This window comes from Streptomyces sp. NPDC033845 (genome assembly GCF_055576225.1).
Window position 1 is genome coordinate 267,314 of sequence record NZ_JBVIRI010000007.1, and the last position, 15,473, is coordinate 282,786.

General features: G+C 73.8%; 12 protein-coding genes and 1 tRNA gene. 10 read left to right on the forward strand and 3 right to left on the reverse strand.

Going from position 1 to position 15,473, the window contains the following annotated elements; translation table 11 throughout:
- Nucleotides 1-135: 135 nt before the first annotated feature.
- Both ACZ50K_RS17905 and ACZ50K_RS17910 read left to right on the forward strand, forming a co-directional pair.
- Nucleotides 136-1,710, forward strand: coding sequence for an alpha/beta hydrolase (locus tag ACZ50K_RS17905; RefSeq protein ID WP_468903733.1), 1,575 nt, complete (start codon nt 136-138; stop codon nt 1,708-1,710).
- Nucleotides 1,711-1,817: 107 nt separating this feature from the next.
- A tRNA-Thr gene (locus ACZ50K_RS17910) sits at nt 1,818-1,891 on the forward strand.
- Nucleotides 1,892-1,958: 67 nt separating this feature from the next.
- Here the strand turns inward: ACZ50K_RS17910 and ACZ50K_RS17915 are convergent.
- Nucleotides 1,959-3,245 carry an NAD(P)H-dependent oxidoreductase gene (locus ACZ50K_RS17915; RefSeq protein ID WP_468903735.1) on the reverse strand — a complete coding sequence of 429 codons (1,287 nt, stop codon included), beginning with the start codon at nt 3,243-3,245 and terminating at the stop codon, nt 1,959-1,961.
- A 246-nt stretch (nt 3,246-3,491) separates the two neighbouring features.
- Here ACZ50K_RS17915 and ACZ50K_RS17920 point away from each other — a divergent pair, with 246 nt between their 5' ends.
- The 6 genes from ACZ50K_RS17920 to ACZ50K_RS17945 all read left to right on the forward strand — a co-directional run bounded on the left by ACZ50K_RS17920 (nt 3,492) and on the right by ACZ50K_RS17945 (nt 10,343).
- Nucleotides 3,492-5,369, forward strand: coding sequence for an ABC transporter ATP-binding protein (locus ACZ50K_RS17920; protein WP_468903737.1), 1,878 nt, complete (start codon nt 3,492-3,494; stop codon nt 5,367-5,369).
- Nucleotides 5,366-7,108, forward strand: a complete 1,743-nt coding sequence (locus ACZ50K_RS17925; RefSeq protein ID WP_468903740.1) for an ABC transporter ATP-binding protein — start codon at nt 5,366-5,368, stop codon at nt 7,106-7,108. The genes ACZ50K_RS17920 and ACZ50K_RS17925 overlap by 4 nt, the downstream gene beginning before the upstream one ends.
- A 67-nt stretch (nt 7,109-7,175) precedes the next feature.
- Nucleotides 7,176-7,937, forward strand: a complete 762-nt coding sequence (locus ACZ50K_RS17930; protein ID WP_468903742.1) for an SAM-dependent methyltransferase — start codon at nt 7,176-7,178, stop codon at nt 7,935-7,937.
- A gap of 68 nt (nt 7,938-8,005) precedes the next feature.
- Nucleotides 8,006-8,695: a StsF protein gene (locus ACZ50K_RS17935; RefSeq protein WP_468903744.1), complete on the forward strand. Its 690-nt coding sequence runs from the start codon at nt 8,006-8,008 to the stop codon at nt 8,693-8,695.
- Nucleotides 8,692-9,702, forward strand: a complete 1,011-nt coding sequence (locus tag ACZ50K_RS17940) for a phosphotransferase (RefSeq protein ID WP_468903747.1) — start codon at nt 8,692-8,694, stop codon at nt 9,700-9,702. The genes ACZ50K_RS17935 and ACZ50K_RS17940 overlap by 4 nt, the downstream gene beginning before the upstream one ends.
- Nucleotides 9,699-10,343 (forward strand): HAD family hydrolase, encoded by a 645-nt coding sequence (locus ACZ50K_RS17945; RefSeq protein ID WP_468903749.1) that lies wholly within the window; start codon nt 9,699-9,701, stop codon nt 10,341-10,343. The genes ACZ50K_RS17940 and ACZ50K_RS17945 overlap by 4 nt, the downstream gene beginning before the upstream one ends.
- Before the next feature lie 7 nt (nt 10,344-10,350).
- Here the strand turns inward: ACZ50K_RS17945 and ACZ50K_RS17950 are convergent, their stop codons facing one another.
- A complete protein-coding gene (locus ACZ50K_RS17950) occupies nt 10,351-11,625 on the reverse strand; it encodes a DegT/DnrJ/EryC1/StrS aminotransferase family protein (protein WP_468903751.1) in 1,275 nt (424 codons plus the stop codon).
- Nucleotides 11,626-11,785: 160 nt separating this feature from the next.
- Here ACZ50K_RS17950 and ACZ50K_RS17955 point away from each other — a divergent pair, with 160 nt between their 5' ends.
- Together ACZ50K_RS17955 and ACZ50K_RS17960 are read left to right on the forward strand one after the other, a co-directional pair.
- The gene (locus ACZ50K_RS17955; protein WP_468903754.1) at nt 11,786-13,294 is read left to right on the forward strand and encodes a GMC family oxidoreductase; all 1,509 of its coding nucleotides are present in this window, start codon (nt 11,786-11,788) and stop codon (nt 13,292-13,294) included.
- Between the two features lie 58 nt (nt 13,295-13,352).
- Complete coding sequence (locus ACZ50K_RS17960; protein ID WP_468903756.1) at nt 13,353-14,594, forward strand: DegT/DnrJ/EryC1/StrS aminotransferase family protein; 1,242 nt, start codon at nt 13,353-13,355, stop codon at nt 14,592-14,594.
- A 9-nt stretch (nt 14,595-14,603) separates the two neighbouring features.
- On the opposite strand, the gene ACZ50K_RS17965 is transcribed toward ACZ50K_RS17960, so the two are convergent.
- Nucleotides 14,604-15,431 carry an inositol monophosphatase family protein gene (locus ACZ50K_RS17965; RefSeq protein ID WP_468903759.1) on the reverse strand — a complete coding sequence of 276 codons (828 nt, stop codon included), beginning with the start codon at nt 15,429-15,431 and terminating at the stop codon, nt 14,604-14,606.
- Between the last annotated feature and the right edge of the window lie 42 nt (nt 15,432-15,473).

The window sequence follows — 15,473 nt, forward strand, 5'->3', positions numbered from 1 at the left end:
GTCCCGTACACGGCCGGTTGACGGCTCACCCGTACGGGCGGTCGGCCGCGCCGAGCGGGTGGCGAGCACCGGCCGGCCGGGCCACCGACCGGCCATGATCGGGCCCGCCGGCCCGGCAGGACGTAGGCTCCGGGAATGGACACCAGTCGTCTGCTGCGCACCACCGGGACCGTGATGGCGGCCGCCGGGCTGCTGATCTCCGGCTGCACCACCGGTGGGCCCGCCCCCAAGGCCTCGGCGTCCTCCGGCGGCCCCGGCACCGCCCGCCCCGCCAGCCCCTCCGGCAGCGCGGCCGCGGCCGCCGCGCTCCGCCCGTACTACGAGCAGAAGCTCAAGTGGCGGGACTGCGGTGTGCCCGGGTTCCAGTGCGCCACCATGAAGGCCCCGCTGGACTACGCCGACCCCGGATCCGGCCAGGACATCGACATCGCGGTGGCCCGCAAGAAGGCCACCGGCCCCGGCAAACGACTCGGCTCCCTGCTGGTCAACCCCGGCGGACCCGGCGGCTCCGGCATCGGATACCTCCAGGCGTACGCGGGCATCGGGTACCCCGCCCCGGTCCGCGCCCAGTACGACATGGTGTCCTTCGACCCGCGCGGAGTGGCCCGCAGCGCCCCCGTGGAATGCCTCACCGGACCGCGCATGGACGCCTACACCCAGGTCGACCAGACCCCCGACGACAAGGCCGAACAGGACCGCCTCGTCGCCGCGTTCAAGGAGTTCGCCGGCGCCTGCCAGGAACGATCCCGCCGGGTGCTGCCGCACGTCTCCACCGTGGAGGCCGCCCGCGACATGGACCTGCTGCGCCAGATCCTCGGCGACGAGAAGCTGAACTACGTGGGCGCCTCCTACGGCACCTTCCTCGGCGCCACCTACGCCGACCTCTTCCCCGACCGGGTCGGCCGGCTGGTCCTGGACGGCGCCCTGGACCCGGCGCGCACCGCCGTGGACCTCAACCGGGACCAGACCGCCGGATTCGAGACGGCCTTCCGCTCCTTCGCCCAGGACTGCGCCAAGCAGCCCGACTGCCCGCTCGGCCAGGGCACCCCGGAGGAGGTCGGCCGACGGCTGAAGGACTTCTTCGCCAAGCTCGACGCCCAGCCGGTGCCCACCGGCGAGGCCGCCCGCCCGCTGGGCGAGGCCCTGGCCACCACCGGGGTGATCACGGCCCTGTACGACGAGAGCGCCTGGCCGCAGCTGCGCGAGGCCATCACCCAGGCCATGGACGGCGACGGGGCCGGCCTGCTGGCCCTGGCCGACAGCTACTACGAGCGGGACCCGGACGGCAAGTACGCCAACCTGATGCCCGCCAACGCGGCCGTCAACTGCCTCGACCAGCCCTCCGCCTTCAACGGCCCGGCCGCCGCCGAGGCAGCCGTCCCCTCCTTCGAGAAGGCCTCCCCGGTCTTCGGCAAGGGCTTCGCCTGGGCCGCCCTGAACTGCACCTACTGGCCCGCCAAGGCCACCGGCACCGCCCGCCCCCTGCACGCCAAGGGCGCCGCCCCGATCCTGGTGGTCGGCACCACCCGCGACCCGGCCACCCCGTACAAGTGGGCCGAGGCCATGGCCTCCCAGCTCGACTCCGGGGTCCTCCTCACCTACGACGGCGACGGCCACACGGCGTACGGCCGCGGCAGCGACTGCATCGACACCGCGATCAACCGCTACCTCCTGGAAGGCACCGCACCGAAGAACGGCACCACCTGCTGACCAGCCCGGACCGTCCCCTCCGGTCCGGGGCACTCCGGCCGACCCTGTAGACTTAGCGCCGCTGCTCATGAGAGCCCTCCCCTGCGGGAGGACTGTCTGCGCGGCTTGCCGCCTTAGCTCAGTTGGCCAGAGCAACGCACTCGTAATGCGTAGGTCTCGGGTTCGAATCCCGAAGGCGGCTCTGTGGAAGCCCCAGGACTCACTCGCCGTGACCTGGGGCTTTTGCTTGTCCGGGGGTGGGTGGGCGGTTAGGCGGGGAAGAGTTTGTTCTGTTCGGCGCGGAGGGTGTCGACCAGGCGGCCGGGGGGCAGGGCGACGTCGGCGTAGCCGATCACGGAGTCCTTGGGGAGCGGGCGGAGCAGGACGCAGCCCTCGGAGATGCCCATCGGGAGCAGGTCCTCGGCTCGGGTGGCGGCGTGGGACTCGGCCACGCCGAAGGTGTCGTAGCCGCCGATGCCGTCCAGGACGGTGCCGGCGGGGAGGTCGCGTTTGGCCTTGGCGACCACGTCCACATGGGGGCCGGCCGGTGGGGTGAGGGCGGCGTCGCCGAAGTCCACCGCGCGCACCACGGTGTTCGGCACCTCGAAGTGGCACAGGTGGTAGGGGGTATAGAAGCTGTACAGGGGGCCGCGGCCGAGTTTGTAGAGCTCCAGGTAGGCGTGCTGGGCGGGGTCGTCGTGGGTGCCCAGGACGTAGACGCCGGGGGCGGGTTTGGCGCCGACCACGTAGTCCACGATGCCGCCGGAGGCGCGGAGTTCGTCCACGTCGTACATCTGGGTGAGCTCGTCGATGTGGCCGCTGTGGTCGCGGCCGTACATGCCGCGGCGGGGGACGGTGAAGCCGAAGGCGTTGGCGACGATGGCCTGCTCGAAGGAGACCTTGGTGCCGTCGGTGAAGCTGGTGATCATATGGACGTTCTGGCCCCAGCGGTCGGCGAACGGCTGCTGGGTGGTGGGGGTGCGGTACTCGTCCTGGAAGCCCTTGACGTTCCCGGCCACCAGCGGGGTCACGCCGAGGCTCCGGACGAAGCGGAGGAGGTTGGCCTGGACGGCGGGCTGGTCGCCGTCCGCGCCGGTCAGGACCACTCCGGCGGAGCGGGCCCGGTGGGCCAGCAACGGGCCTACGGTGCAGTCGAGTTCGGCGTTCATGGTCACCACCGGCAGGCCCCGTTCGATGGCGGCGACGGTGATCCGGGCGCCGAACTCCACCGCACCGGTGACGTCCACCAGGCAGTCGATGCCCTCCGCGTCGATCAGGGCGAACGGGTCCTCGGTGACGACCGGCCGGCCCCGGGCCACCGCCGCCGAGATCGCCTGTGCGGTGTCGGCCCGCAGCGGGGCCAGTCCGGCCGCGGTATAGGCGAGTTCGGCGTTGGCCGGATTGCGGTTGGAGATGGCGGCCACCCGCATTCCGGGGACCGAGGTGGAGATGTGCCGCACCAGACCCCGCCCCATGTACCCGGAGCCCACCATGCCTACGCGTATCGGCCGGCCCTCTTCCGCGCGCCGGCGCAGCGCGGTGTCGACGATCATCATCGGCTGCCCGCCCGAACGGTGGGACGAATCTGCATGGCGAATCTCCGATACCCGTCGAAGCGTCTCATGGAAGCGCGAGGCTAGGTCGGTGACCGGAGAAGGGGCAACATCGTCCCGGGCGGTCCCGGGGGCCTTCGACTGCCGACCGTCAGCAGTCGAACGGGGAACGCCGTGGTCGACCGGGCGTCCGCGCGCACCGGCCGGCCGGGTTGACCGACCGTCCGGAGATCGCGATACGTTCGCGCAATGCGCCCGCTCCCCGTCGCAGATGCAGGAAATCCCGAGTTCCGTTCCCCCTCCCGGTACCTGCTGTGGCTCGCGGGCCGCATCGCCTGGCCGCTGGCCGCGGCCGCCCTGCTGGGTGTGCTCTGGCTCGGCTCGCAGGCGCTCGTACCGGTGGTGGTCCGCGAGGCCATCGACGGGGGACTGGTCCCCGGGGACATGGGGGCGGTGCTCCGGTGGTCCGCCGTACTGCTGGCCCTGGGCGTGGTGCAGGCGGTGTCCGGTACGGTCCGCCGCCGGCTGAGCATGCACAACGCGCTGGCCGCGGGCTTCCGTACGGTGCAGCTGGTGGTGGGGCACGCGGGCCGGCTCGGTGCCGGGCTGGAGCGGCGGGTGGACGACGGGGAGCTCGTCAGCGTCGGCACCTCGGACATGACCACCATCGGCAACGCCTTCGACATCTTCGGCCGGGCCTTCGGGGCGCTGGTGTCCATGCTGCTGGTCGCCTTCGTGCTGCTCGACCAGTCCCCGTCCCTGGGCCTCATGCTGATCGTGGTCCTGCCCCTGATCATCCTGGTGATGGGCTACACCCTGCGCCCGCTGCACCGCAGACAGAGCGCCTACCGGGAGCTCCAGGGCGATCTGACCTCCCGGCTCACCGATGTGGTGGTGGGGCTGCGGGTGCTGCGCGGGGTCGGCGGGGAGACCTCCTTCGCCCGCTCCTACCGCGAGCGCTCCCAGCGGGTGCGCGCGGCCGGTGTGGAGGTGGCGGGAGCGGAGGCGCTGATCCGCGCGGTGCAGGTGCTGCTGCCCGGTCTGCTGGTCGCCGCCGTCACCTGGATCGGTGCCCGGGCCGCGCTGAACGGCACGGTGAGCGCCGGGGAGCTGGTGGCCTTCTACGCGTACGCCGCGTTCCTGATCGAACCCATCGCCATCTGCACCGACACCGCCGACCGGTTCGCCCGGGCCCATGTGGCCGCCCGCCGGGTGGTCGCGGTGCTGGCGCTGCCGGCCGGGCCGGACGGCACGGGCGGGCCGGGCGGGCCGGGCGGGCCGGGCGGGTCCGCCGACGGGGCGGACGGGCGGCGGCCGGTGCCCGCCGAGGGGCAGGAACTGGTGGACGAGACCAGCGGGCTGGCGGTCGCCCCCGGCTCGTTCCTCGCGGTGGTCGCGCCCTCGGCGGAGGGCGTGCACCTGGCCGACCGGCTGGCCGGCTACACCGAGGGGCCCGTCCGCTACGCCGGGCTGCCGCTCGCCGAGCTGCACACCGGGCAGCTGCGCGAGCGCATCCTGGTGGTCGACAGCCGCTACCGGCTCTTCCGCGGCCCGCTGCGGGACAGCCTGGACCCGCACGGCCGGGCCTCCGACGAGCAGGTGCGGGCCGCGCTGCGGGTGGCCGCCGCGGAGGACATCGTCGAGGTGCTGCCGGATGGCCTGGACACCGAGATCACGGCCGACGGAGGGCGTTTCTCGGGCGGTCAGCGGCAGCGGCTGATGCTGGCCCGGGCGGTGCTCGCCGATCCCGACGTGCTGATCGTGGTGGATCCGACCTCCGCCGTGGACGCGCACACCGAGGCCCGGATCGGCCGCCGGCTGCGGGCCGCCCGGGAGGGCCGCACCACCGTGCTGGTCAGCGCCAGCCCGCTGCTCCTCGACCACGCCGAACGGGTCGCGTTCCTCGCCGACGGGCGGATCGCGGCCACCGGCAGCCACCGGGAGCTGCTGGGCAGCAGCGCGCGGTACCGGCTGGTCATCCAGCGGGAGACGGGGGAGATGCGGGAGACGGGGGAGACGGGGGCGCCAGGGGAGGCCGCCGTGATCTCCGGACCGGCCGGCGCATCGGCCGGTGCACCCGCCACCGCCACCGCCCCCGGTCTCCTCGGCGAAGGGCCCGTGGCATGAGCCGGACCACCCTGCCCGTCGCCGACGCGGGCGAAGTGCGCCGGCACGCGCGCGCCCTGGCCCGTCGGCACCGCGCCGACCTCGGCTGGATGCTGACCCTGCACGGACTGGCCGCGGTGTGCGCGCTGATCGCCCCCTGGCTGATCGGGCGGCTGATCGACGGGGTGGCCGACGGCAACACCACCGCCACCGTGGACCTGATCGGTCTCGGCCTGCTGGTGTCCCTGGTCTCCCAGGCCGCGCTGACCTACTGGGCCGTCCAGCGGTCCTGCCGGTTCGGCGAGAAGATCACGGCGGAGGTCCGGGAGGACTTCGTCGACCGGGTGGTGGCGCTGCCGCTGTCCACCGTGGAGGACGCCGACCCCGGCGATCTGCTCACCCGCGCCTCACGGGACACCGACGCCCTCACCAACACCGTCCGCTATGCCGCCCCGGAAACCCTGATCGCCACACTGACCTGCGTGTTCACCTTCGGCGCGCTGATCCTCGTCGGACCGCTCACCGCCCTGCCCAGCCTGCTCGTGGTCCCGCTGCTGTGGCTGGGGACCCGCTGGTACCTGCGCCGCTCCGGTGCCGCCTACCGCAGGCGGGGGGCCAGTTACGTGGCGCTGGGCGACAGCCTCGCCGAGACGGTGCCGGGGGCCCGTACGGCCGAGGCCTTCGGCCTCCAGCAGTGGCGCCGCAAGGCGCTCGACCGGGATCTCGCGGAGGCCTACCGGGCGGAGCACCACGCCATGTGGCTGCGCAGCTCCTGGTACCTGACGGTGGAACTCAGCTACGCCGTACCGCTGGTGGCCACCCTGGCCATCGGCGGCTACCTCTACACCCACGACCTGGCGTCGCTGGGGCAGGTCGTCGCCTCCACCCTCTACGTGCGCCAGCTGATCTTCCCGCTGGACGACATCCTGAGCTGGACCGACGAGCTCCAGATCGGCTCGGCCTCGCTGGCCCGGGTGCTCGGTGTGAGCAAGCTGCCCGCCGACCGGGAGCCCACCGGGGCCCGGCCGGCCGGCCAGGAGCTCACCGCCCGGGCGGTCACCTACTCCTACGAGCCCGGGCTGGACGTCCTGCACGGCATCGACCTGGACCTGGCACCGGGCGAACGGCTCGCCGTGGTCGGCCCGTCGGGCTCCGGGAAGTCCACCCTGGGCAAGCTGCTCGCCGGGATCTACCACCCGGGCTCCGGCACCGTACGGGTCGGCGGGGTGCCGCTGGTCGAGCTGGGCACCGACGAACTGCGCGGCCGCATCGCCCTGGTCACCCAGGAGCACCACATCTTCCGCGGCACCCTCCGGGAGAACCTCACCCTGGCCCGGCCGGACGCCGACACCGCCGAGGCGGTCCGGGCCCTGGAGGTGGTCGGCGCGGCCGGCTGGGCCGCGGCACTGCCGGAGGGCCTGGACACCCCGGTGGGATCCACCGGCCACGAGCTCACCGCCGCGCAGGCCCAGCAGATCGCCCTGGCCCGGCTGGTGCTCGCCAACCCGCACACCCTGGTGCTCGACGAGGCCACCGCGCTGCTGGACCCGGCCACGGCCCGCACCACCGAGCGGGTGATGGCCGCCGTGCTCGGGGACCGCACCGTCATCGCCATCGCGCACCGGCTGCACACCGCCGAGGACGCCGACCGCATCGCCGTGGTCGAGTCGGGCCGGATCACCGAACTGGGCAGCCACAAGGAACTCCTCGCTGCGGACGGCGTCTACGCCGCATTGTGGCGGGCCTGGCAGGGCGAATAGCGAAAAGCGTCCGGACGGCGAATGGACATATTGCGGCCGACACGGCCCCGGTCCTAGCCTGGGCATTATGAAACCGAAGCAGCCGCATGTGGATTGGGACGCACTTTTCGGCGACGACTACGACTATTTCGACCTTCCCGACCTCACTCCGGAACTGAGTGGGAAGGAAGTGGCGCGCATGGTCGAACTCGGTGGATTCGAACCGGGGACGGACCTGCTGGACGCGCCCTGCGGGCACGGCCGCCATGCCAACGTACTGGCTGGTCAGGGCTATCGGGTCGTGGGCATCGACCGTGACGAGCGATTCCTTTCGATGGCCCGCCGAGAAGCCGAGGAAAAAGGCGTCAAGGTGGATTACCGCCATGTCGACCTGCGGGAGATGTCTTTTTCCGCAGAGTTCGACGCCGCCGTCTCCTGGTACAGTTCCTTCGGATACTTCGACGACGAAACCGACCGGGACATCCTGCGGCGATATCGCCGCGCACTGCGTCCCGGCGGCCGGTTCCTGCTCGATATGCATTCCCCGTACCGGCACATTCCCAGCGTGCTGGCCAACCACGAGATGCACGTCGACATCCTGCGCCGCGGAGCGGACATGGCCGTGGACATCCAGGAACTGGACGCCGAGGCCAGCCGCTACTACGCCGAGAAGATCACCATCCGGGACGACAAGGTGGAGCGGGCCCGCTACAGCGTCCGCATGTTCACCGCGCCCGAGATCCTGGAGTGGTTCCGGACCGCCGGGTTCTCCCACGCGCGGGTCATGGACGAGACCGGCGGCACCTTCACCGTCAGCAGCCGCCGGCTCATGGTGCTCGGCACCGCCTGACCCCCGGCCCCGCACGCGCCGTCCCGCGAAACCCACCGTGCCCACCCATCCGTGAAAGAGGGGTTCCCGTGGCAACCGACTCCGTCCTCCCCAAGCTCACCACCGACCGGTTCCGCACCTCCGCCGCCGACCTCGGCACCGCCGGGCTCCGCGACCACTACTCCGCCCACCGGTGCGCCCAGTTACCGCAGGTGGTCGACGTGACCGCGCTCCGGGCCGCGGCCCTGTCCGCGTACCACCAGCTCAGCGCCGAGCCGGTGCTCGACGCACAGGAGCACGCCTCCGACGGCGGCTCGCTCGGCTACGGCTTCCGCATGCTGCGCATCGACGCCAAGTCCGACTCCCCCGAGCACACCGAACGCGTCACCACCGTCTTCCGCGAGCACGGCCTGCTCGACTGGGCCGAGCACGCGGCCTCCCAACTGCTGCCCGTGGTCGAGGAGATCACCGGCCGCAAGCTCCACTACGAGCGGGTGTTCCTGCTGGCCTACCGGGAGGGCGACTACATCGGCCCGCACGGCGCCGAGGAGGACACCGACCTCGACCGGTTCAACCTCCAGTTCCCGCTCTGCTACGACACCGTGGGCTCCATGCGGATCCTCCGCCAGGGCTATCTGGAACCGCTCTACGACCGCGACGGCGACGCCCGGCTGCTCGGCCCGCGGATGTGGCACGAGGTGCCGCCGCTGCTCCGGCTGCCCGGCGGACCCGACCCGCTGCGGCTGGTCGTCTCACTGCGGCTGATGGCCCACGGATGACCGGCACCACGACCGGAGCGGACCGCGCGGCCCACGCCGCGCGGACCGCCGCCGTGGCCGCCGGGGTCTTCCGGCAGCACGGCGTGCCCTTCGGCACCGCCCGCCGGGCGGCGGGCTGGACCAACGCCACCTGGCTGGGCGGCGGCATCGCCGTCCGCGTCGCGGGCTCCGCCGCCGCCCAGGACCTGGTGCGGGAGACCCGGCTGGCCCGGCTGCTGCCCCCCGAGGTGGGCTACCCGACGGTGCTCGACACCGGCGAGACCGACGGCTACGAATGGGTGGTCACCCGCGAGATCCCGGCCGGCAGCCTGGACCGGGCCTGGCCCGGCCTGGACGGCGCCCGGCGGGTGGCCGCGATCCGCCGGCTGTGGGCCCGGGCCCGCGCCGCGCACGGCACCGACCCGGCCGCCGTGGAGAACGTGGTCCGCCCCCGCAACCCCTTCTACCCGCAGGACCCGGACGAGGGCGCGGCCGGCCTGCGCCGGCTGTACGCCGCGGGGGTCCTCACCGGCCCCGAGCACGCCCGGCTCGGCGCCGCCCTCGACCGCCACTGGGCGGCCCTGCCCGGCGCCCCCCGGGTCCTCAACCACGGGGACCTCTCCCCGGTCAACGCCCTCTGGGACGGCACCGACGTGGTGTCCCTGCTGGACTTCGAGTTCGCCGTCCTCGCACCGGTGCAGCTGGACGTCAACGAGCTGGTCAAGACGGCCTACGCGCCCGGCGACCGCACCCCCGGCCGCCCGGAGCGGACGGCGGCGGAGACGGCGGACCGGGAGCTGCTGAGGGAGGCGGTGGGTGAACTGGCCCGCCCCCACCTGCGCACCGACGCCGAGATCGACCTGCTGATCGGGCACTCCGTCCTGCTGGAGACCTGGGGCCTGGAGCGCGAGCTGGCCAAGCCGGGCCGGGAGGCGTACCGGGACTGGGAGTCCCACCGGATGCTCGCCGCCCTGGCGCGCACCGACGGCGGCTGCTACGCGCCCCTGCTGGCGGGGGGTTCGCCGTGATCCGGACCCTGTTCGTGGACGCCGGCGGGGTGCTCTACAACAACATCAACGAGGAGACGGACTTCCTCGACCGGGTCGCCGACCGCTACGGGGTGGACCGCGCGGAGTTCGCCCGCCGGGTCGAGGAGTCGGCGCCCGTGTACGAGAGCGGGGAGAGCCATGTGCACCGGGTGCTCGCCGGGCTCGCGGCGGACGGAGGGGCCCCCGCCGACCCGGGTCCGCGGGAGGCGGCCTGGCTGGACCGCGCCTATCTGGACAGTGTGCGCGCCTACGGGGACAGTTTCCGGGTGCTGCGCGAACTGCGGGAGCGGCGGCCGGAGCTCTCGGTGGTCCTCACCAACAACGAGGCGGAGCACTGGGACCGGATCAAGGACCGGGAGCACGGGCACTTCGGGCTCTTCGACACCCTGTGCTCCTCCTGGCGCACCGGCCGGGTGAAGCCGGCGCTGTCGTTCTTCACCGAGGCCCTGCGCGGATGCCGTGCTACGGCCGCCGAGACCCTGCTCATCGACGACCGTGTGCCGGTGCTGCGGGTGGGGGCGGCGCTGGGGATGCCCACCCTGCACGTGTCGACCCCGGAGGTCCTCGCGGACCGGCTCGGCACGACCCTGCGCGGCTACGCGCTGCCGTACCTGAGGTGACCCCCGCTCAGCGGGGGACCTCCCGGAGGTGGTCCAGGACCTTCCGGAACGCCAGGGCGATGTCCTCGATCGCGTCGAGCGGGGCCAGCAGCACCTCGTGGCCGAAGCTCACCACGCTGTCGTGGACGCTCTTGGCGACCGGGAGGTCGAACCGGGAGGGGTCCACCCGCTCCAGATAGCCGGGGTCGGTGGCGAACCGGCGGCGGGAGGCGGGACGGTTCAGCGGGTTGTCGTTGAGCGGCCGGTGGGTCTGGGACACCGGGAAGCCCAGTTCGGCGGTGAGGGCGTGGGCGATCCGGTCCACCGGGGCCACCGCCAGCACCTCGTCGGGGAGCCGCACCATGTAGCGGTAGTAGGCGCGGGCGGTGGTCCCCGGCGAGGTCGCCTGGGCGGTCATGCCGAGGCCGGCGAGCCGGTCGGTGAGGTGGTCGGCGGCCCGGACCCGGCGGGCGTTCTGCTCGTCGAGCAGTTCCAACTGGTCGAGCAGCACGGCCGCGTGGAACTCCGAGAGGCAGTTGTTGCTGCCCATCAGCCGGCCGGTCTCCTCCAGTTCCATCTCGCCCACGGCCACCGGGTCCCGGCGGACCACCCGGCCGTCCGCGCGCAGGTGCTCGGCGCGGATCGCGATCTCCGTGTCCCCGGTGATCAGCGCACCGCCCTCGCCGCAGGTCAGCAGCTTGCTGCCCTGCATGCTGAACACCCCGGCGGTGCCGTGGGTGCCCACCGGGCGGTCGCGGTAGGCGGCGCCGTGGGCGTGCGCGCAGTCCTCGATCAGCGGGAGTCCGTGCCGCCGGGCGATCTCCAGCAGCGCGTCCAGGTCCGCGACCGCCGAGTAGGCGTGCACCAGCGTGATCGCCCGGGTCCGGTCGCCGATCGCGGCCTCCACGGCCGCCGGGTCCAGGCAGTACGTGTCCGGGTCGACGTCCACCAGCACGGGCACGGCGTTGACCCCGAGCACGGCCGAGGCGGAGGCCACCCAGCTGAGCCCGGGGACGATCACCTCGTCGCCGGCGCCGACCCCGCAGGCCTCCAGCGCGATGGCCAGCGAGGCGGTTCCCGTGGATATCGGCACGCACAGCGGCGAACCGCAGTAGTCCGCGAATGCGGAGGCGAATTGACGCTCGTACGAATCCCGGCCCTGATAGGCGCAGCTGATGGTCCAGCGGCCGCTCGTCAGGACGTCTTCGAGGCTTTTCAGCGCACGCTCACCCGGTTGTGGCCAGCGTGGCCATTCACGGTCGGACAGGCGGGGGCCACCGGAGATCGCAAGTGCATTACCCATGATTTCCCTCGATTTCGAGAACGCGGCGGATGAGACCGGAATTTACGCACTCCCGCCAGCCGTACGCCACAGCACCCGGAGGTGTTCGACCGAGGAACTCACCCAGTCGAACGGCTGGGTACGCTGCGGCGAACCGGCCGACTGGGCGAGGGAGTCAGTGATGTCCGGAAGTCCCCAAGCGCACGCCGACGGGCCCCGTCCGTCCCGCCCGTCCCCGCTGCCCCGGCACGCGGGCACCGTGATCGCCGGTGGCGGGCTCGCGGGCGTGGAACTCGCCGCCGCGCTCGCCGACCGGGGCGCCGAGGACGTCCTGCTGCTGGAGGAGGGCCCCGGCGAGGACCTGGCCCACATCCATCTGGCCCACCCCCAGGCCACCGCGACGGAGATCGTCTTCGCGCCGGAGCGGGACCCGCACTTCCACCGGCCGTGGCGGTCCGCGCACCCCCCGCACTACACCGGCATATCCGGGCTGCGCCGCCGGCTGGGCGGCCGCTCCCTCTACTGGCACGGGGTGGTGCTCCCGCTGGAGGACTGGGCGCTGCGGGCGCCCGACTGGCCCGCCGCCATCGTCGCGGAGCTGACCGCCGGCAGCGGCGGCGGGCCCTCCTGGTACGACCGGGTCACCGCGCAGCTCACCGCATGGAGCGGCGGCAGCCTGTGGGACCCGGCACAGCCCGACCGGACGCCGTTCGGCGGCCGGGAGTTCCGCCCGCTGCCCCGGGCCTGCCGGCGGCTGCCCGGCACCGACCGCTGGGAGGCGTACACCGCGCTGGACGCCTGGCGGCGGCCCGACGGATCCACCGCCCCGCCGCCCGGGGTCCGGGTCCGCTGCGGGACCGAGGTGCTCGCCGTGGACGTGCGCGAGGGCCGGGCCCGCGGGGTCCGGGTGCGTTCCGCCGACGGCTCGGTGGCCACCGTCGCCGCCGACCGGGTCGTGCTGTGCGCGGGGACCGTGGAGAGCACCCGGCTGGCCGCCCGCGCCCTCGGCGAGGCGGGGGCCCTGCCCGGCGGACGGCTCGGCGGGCTCGCCGACCACATCGTGCAGGGCTTCGTGGTGCGGCTGCCGGCGGACCGGCTGCCGCCGCCCGGTTCCTACCACCTGCCGGCCGACCCGGTGCTCCGCTCCTATCTGCGGATGGACGTGCACGCCGAGGGGGAGGGCCTGGCCCTGCTGGACGTACGGGTCACCGGGGAGCAACTGCCCAACGAGGACAGCGTGGTGGAGTGCCCGCCGGCCGGGGATCCCGAGCGGCGGGCCCGGGTCCGGACCGCGCTGCTGCCCGAGGACCACAAGATGATCGCCGGACAGCGGGAGCTGCTCGGCGAGTTCTGGGCGGCGGCGGCCGGTGAGCTGGGGGTGGCCGCGGCCCCGCTGGAGTTCACCGCCTTCGGCGACACCGACCGGGACAACACGCGGGTGCTGCCCGAGCGGACCCGCCGGCAGTCCGCCGGCCGGCCCGGCACCTGGTCCAGCCTGCTCGGCACCGAGGACCACGAGGGCGGCAGCCTGCCGCTGGGCCGGCTGCTGGACACCGGGCACGCCTTCACCGACCTGCCCGGCCTGTACGCCGCGGGCCCGGCCGTCTTCCCCCGGCTGGGCGCCGCCAATCCCTCCCTGACCACCATCGCGCTGTCCCGCCGGCTGGCCGGTCTGCTCCCCGGAGCCTGACCCGCGCCGAGCGCCCCCGGCCCTCTCGGGCCCACCGACCACCCTTGGAGGAACCACCGTGCCGGGTCCTGGATACCGCTTCTTCGGCGACGAGGAGCGCGCCAACGTGATGGCCGTGCTCGACCACTGGTACGCGGCCCGGGAGACGTTCGGCGACCCCGGTGAGGGGGAATGGGTGCGCCGGTTCGAGCGGGCCGCCGCCGAACGCTTCGGCGCCGCCCACTGCCTGGGCGTCAACAGCGGCACCTCGGCGCTGATCGCCGCCCTGGTGGGGCTCGGCATCGGACCGGGCGACGAGGTGATCGTGCCCGGCTACATGTTCGTCGCCTCCATCGCGGCGGTCCTGCACTGCGGGGCCGACGTGGTGCTTGCCGAGGTCGACGAGTCCCTCACCCTGGACGTGGCCGACGTCCGGGCCAGGATCACCTCCCGCACCCGGGCGGTCATGCCGGTGCACATGCTGGGCGCCCCCGCCGACATGACCGCGCTGCGGGCGCTGGCCGACGAGCACGGGCTGCTGCTGCTGGAGGACTGCGCGCAGAGCGCCGGCGGCAGCCACCTCGGCCGCCCGCTGGGCACCCTGGGCGACGCCGGGACGTTCTCCCTCAACCACTACAAGGTGCTCACCGCCCTGGAGGGCGGGTTCGTGCTCACCGGGGACCCGCTGGTCTTCCAGCGCGCCTACTCCTTCCACGACCAGGGCTGGTTCCCCTACCGCCGGGACCGCGGCGAGGGCGACGCGCTGCTCGGCATGAACCTGGGGCTCGGCGAGCTGAACGCGGCCGTGGCGCTCGCCCAGCTCGGCAAACTGGACCTGATCCTCGGCCGGGTCCGCTCGGTCAAACGCCGGCTGGTGGAGGCGATCGGCGACCTGCCCGGGGTGAGCCGCCGGACCCTGCACGATCCCGAGGGGGAGTGCGGCACGGTCGCCGTGTACGTCTTCGAGGACCCCGGGCACGCCCGGGAGGTGGCCGGACGGCTCGGCACCCGGGTGCTCCTCGACTCGCCCACGCACTACTACGGGGGGCTCCCGGCGCTGACCGCCTACGGCCGCGGGGACCACGCGGTGGTTCCGTCCCGGGCCCCGGGCCGGGCCCCGGGCGGTATCGCGGGCGGGCCCGCGGGCGCCTTCGAACCCGGGGCGCTGCCCCGTACCGACAGCGTCCTCGGCCGCTCGATCGCGCTGGCCACCGGGGTGTCCGACGACTACCTCGGCCCGGGCTACGGGGTCCATCCGGACTCCTCGCCCGCCGAGATCGAGCGCGCGGCGGACGGGTTCCGCCGCGCGGTCAAGGCCTAGCTGCCGGGCCTAGCTGCCGGGGGGCCGGGCCGGCTCCTCCGGGACGCCCGCCTCGCGGAGGAGGCGGGCCAGGGGGGTGGCCAGGTCCGGGGCCGCGTAGACCAGCCAGCGGGCGTCCAGCCGGCTCCGGCCGAGCAGGTCGTCGACGCTGCCGCCGGCCTCCCGGACCAGCAGGGCGGCCGGCGCCCGGTCCCAGACGTGGCCGCCCTCGTCGACCACCGCCTCCACCCGGCCCTCCAGCAGGTCCGCGACCAGGCAGACCGAGGACTCCACCCGGTGCGTCCGGCCGAGCACCGGCTCGGCGGGGGAGTCCGGCATCAGGAACCCGCCCACCCGGGCCCGCGCCAGGGGCACCTCCGCCCGCGGGACGCGCAGCCGGCGGGCCGCCGACAGCGGCTCGCCCCGCACGGAGGCGAAGGCGCCCCAGCCGCGGACCGCCCACCACAGGCTCCGTTCGGTGGGGCGGCTGAGCACGGCGGTGCTGAGCTCGCCGTCGACCTCCAGGGCCACATGGGTGCCCCAGCCGCGTTCCCCGGCCAGGAAGGGGATCGTGCCGTCGATGGGGTCCAGGATCCAGCGGCGGCGGGGCCCGGTGCCGTCGGAGGTGGCGGTGCCGCCGTCGAGCGCACCGCTCTCCTCCGTCAGGACCGCGTCCCCCGGGCGCTCCGCCGCCAGTACGGCCAGCAGGGCCCGTTCCACCGCGAGATCGGCCTCGCTGACCGGGCTGCCGTCGTCCTTGCGGCGGGTGGCCGGTTCGCGCCCGAAGAATTCCATCGACAATTCATCGGCTATTTCCGTGAGCCGGTGCGCGAGGCGTACATCGCTGTCATCCGTCATGGCCGCACCGTACGCCGTCGGACGTCCAATTGGCATTCCGGG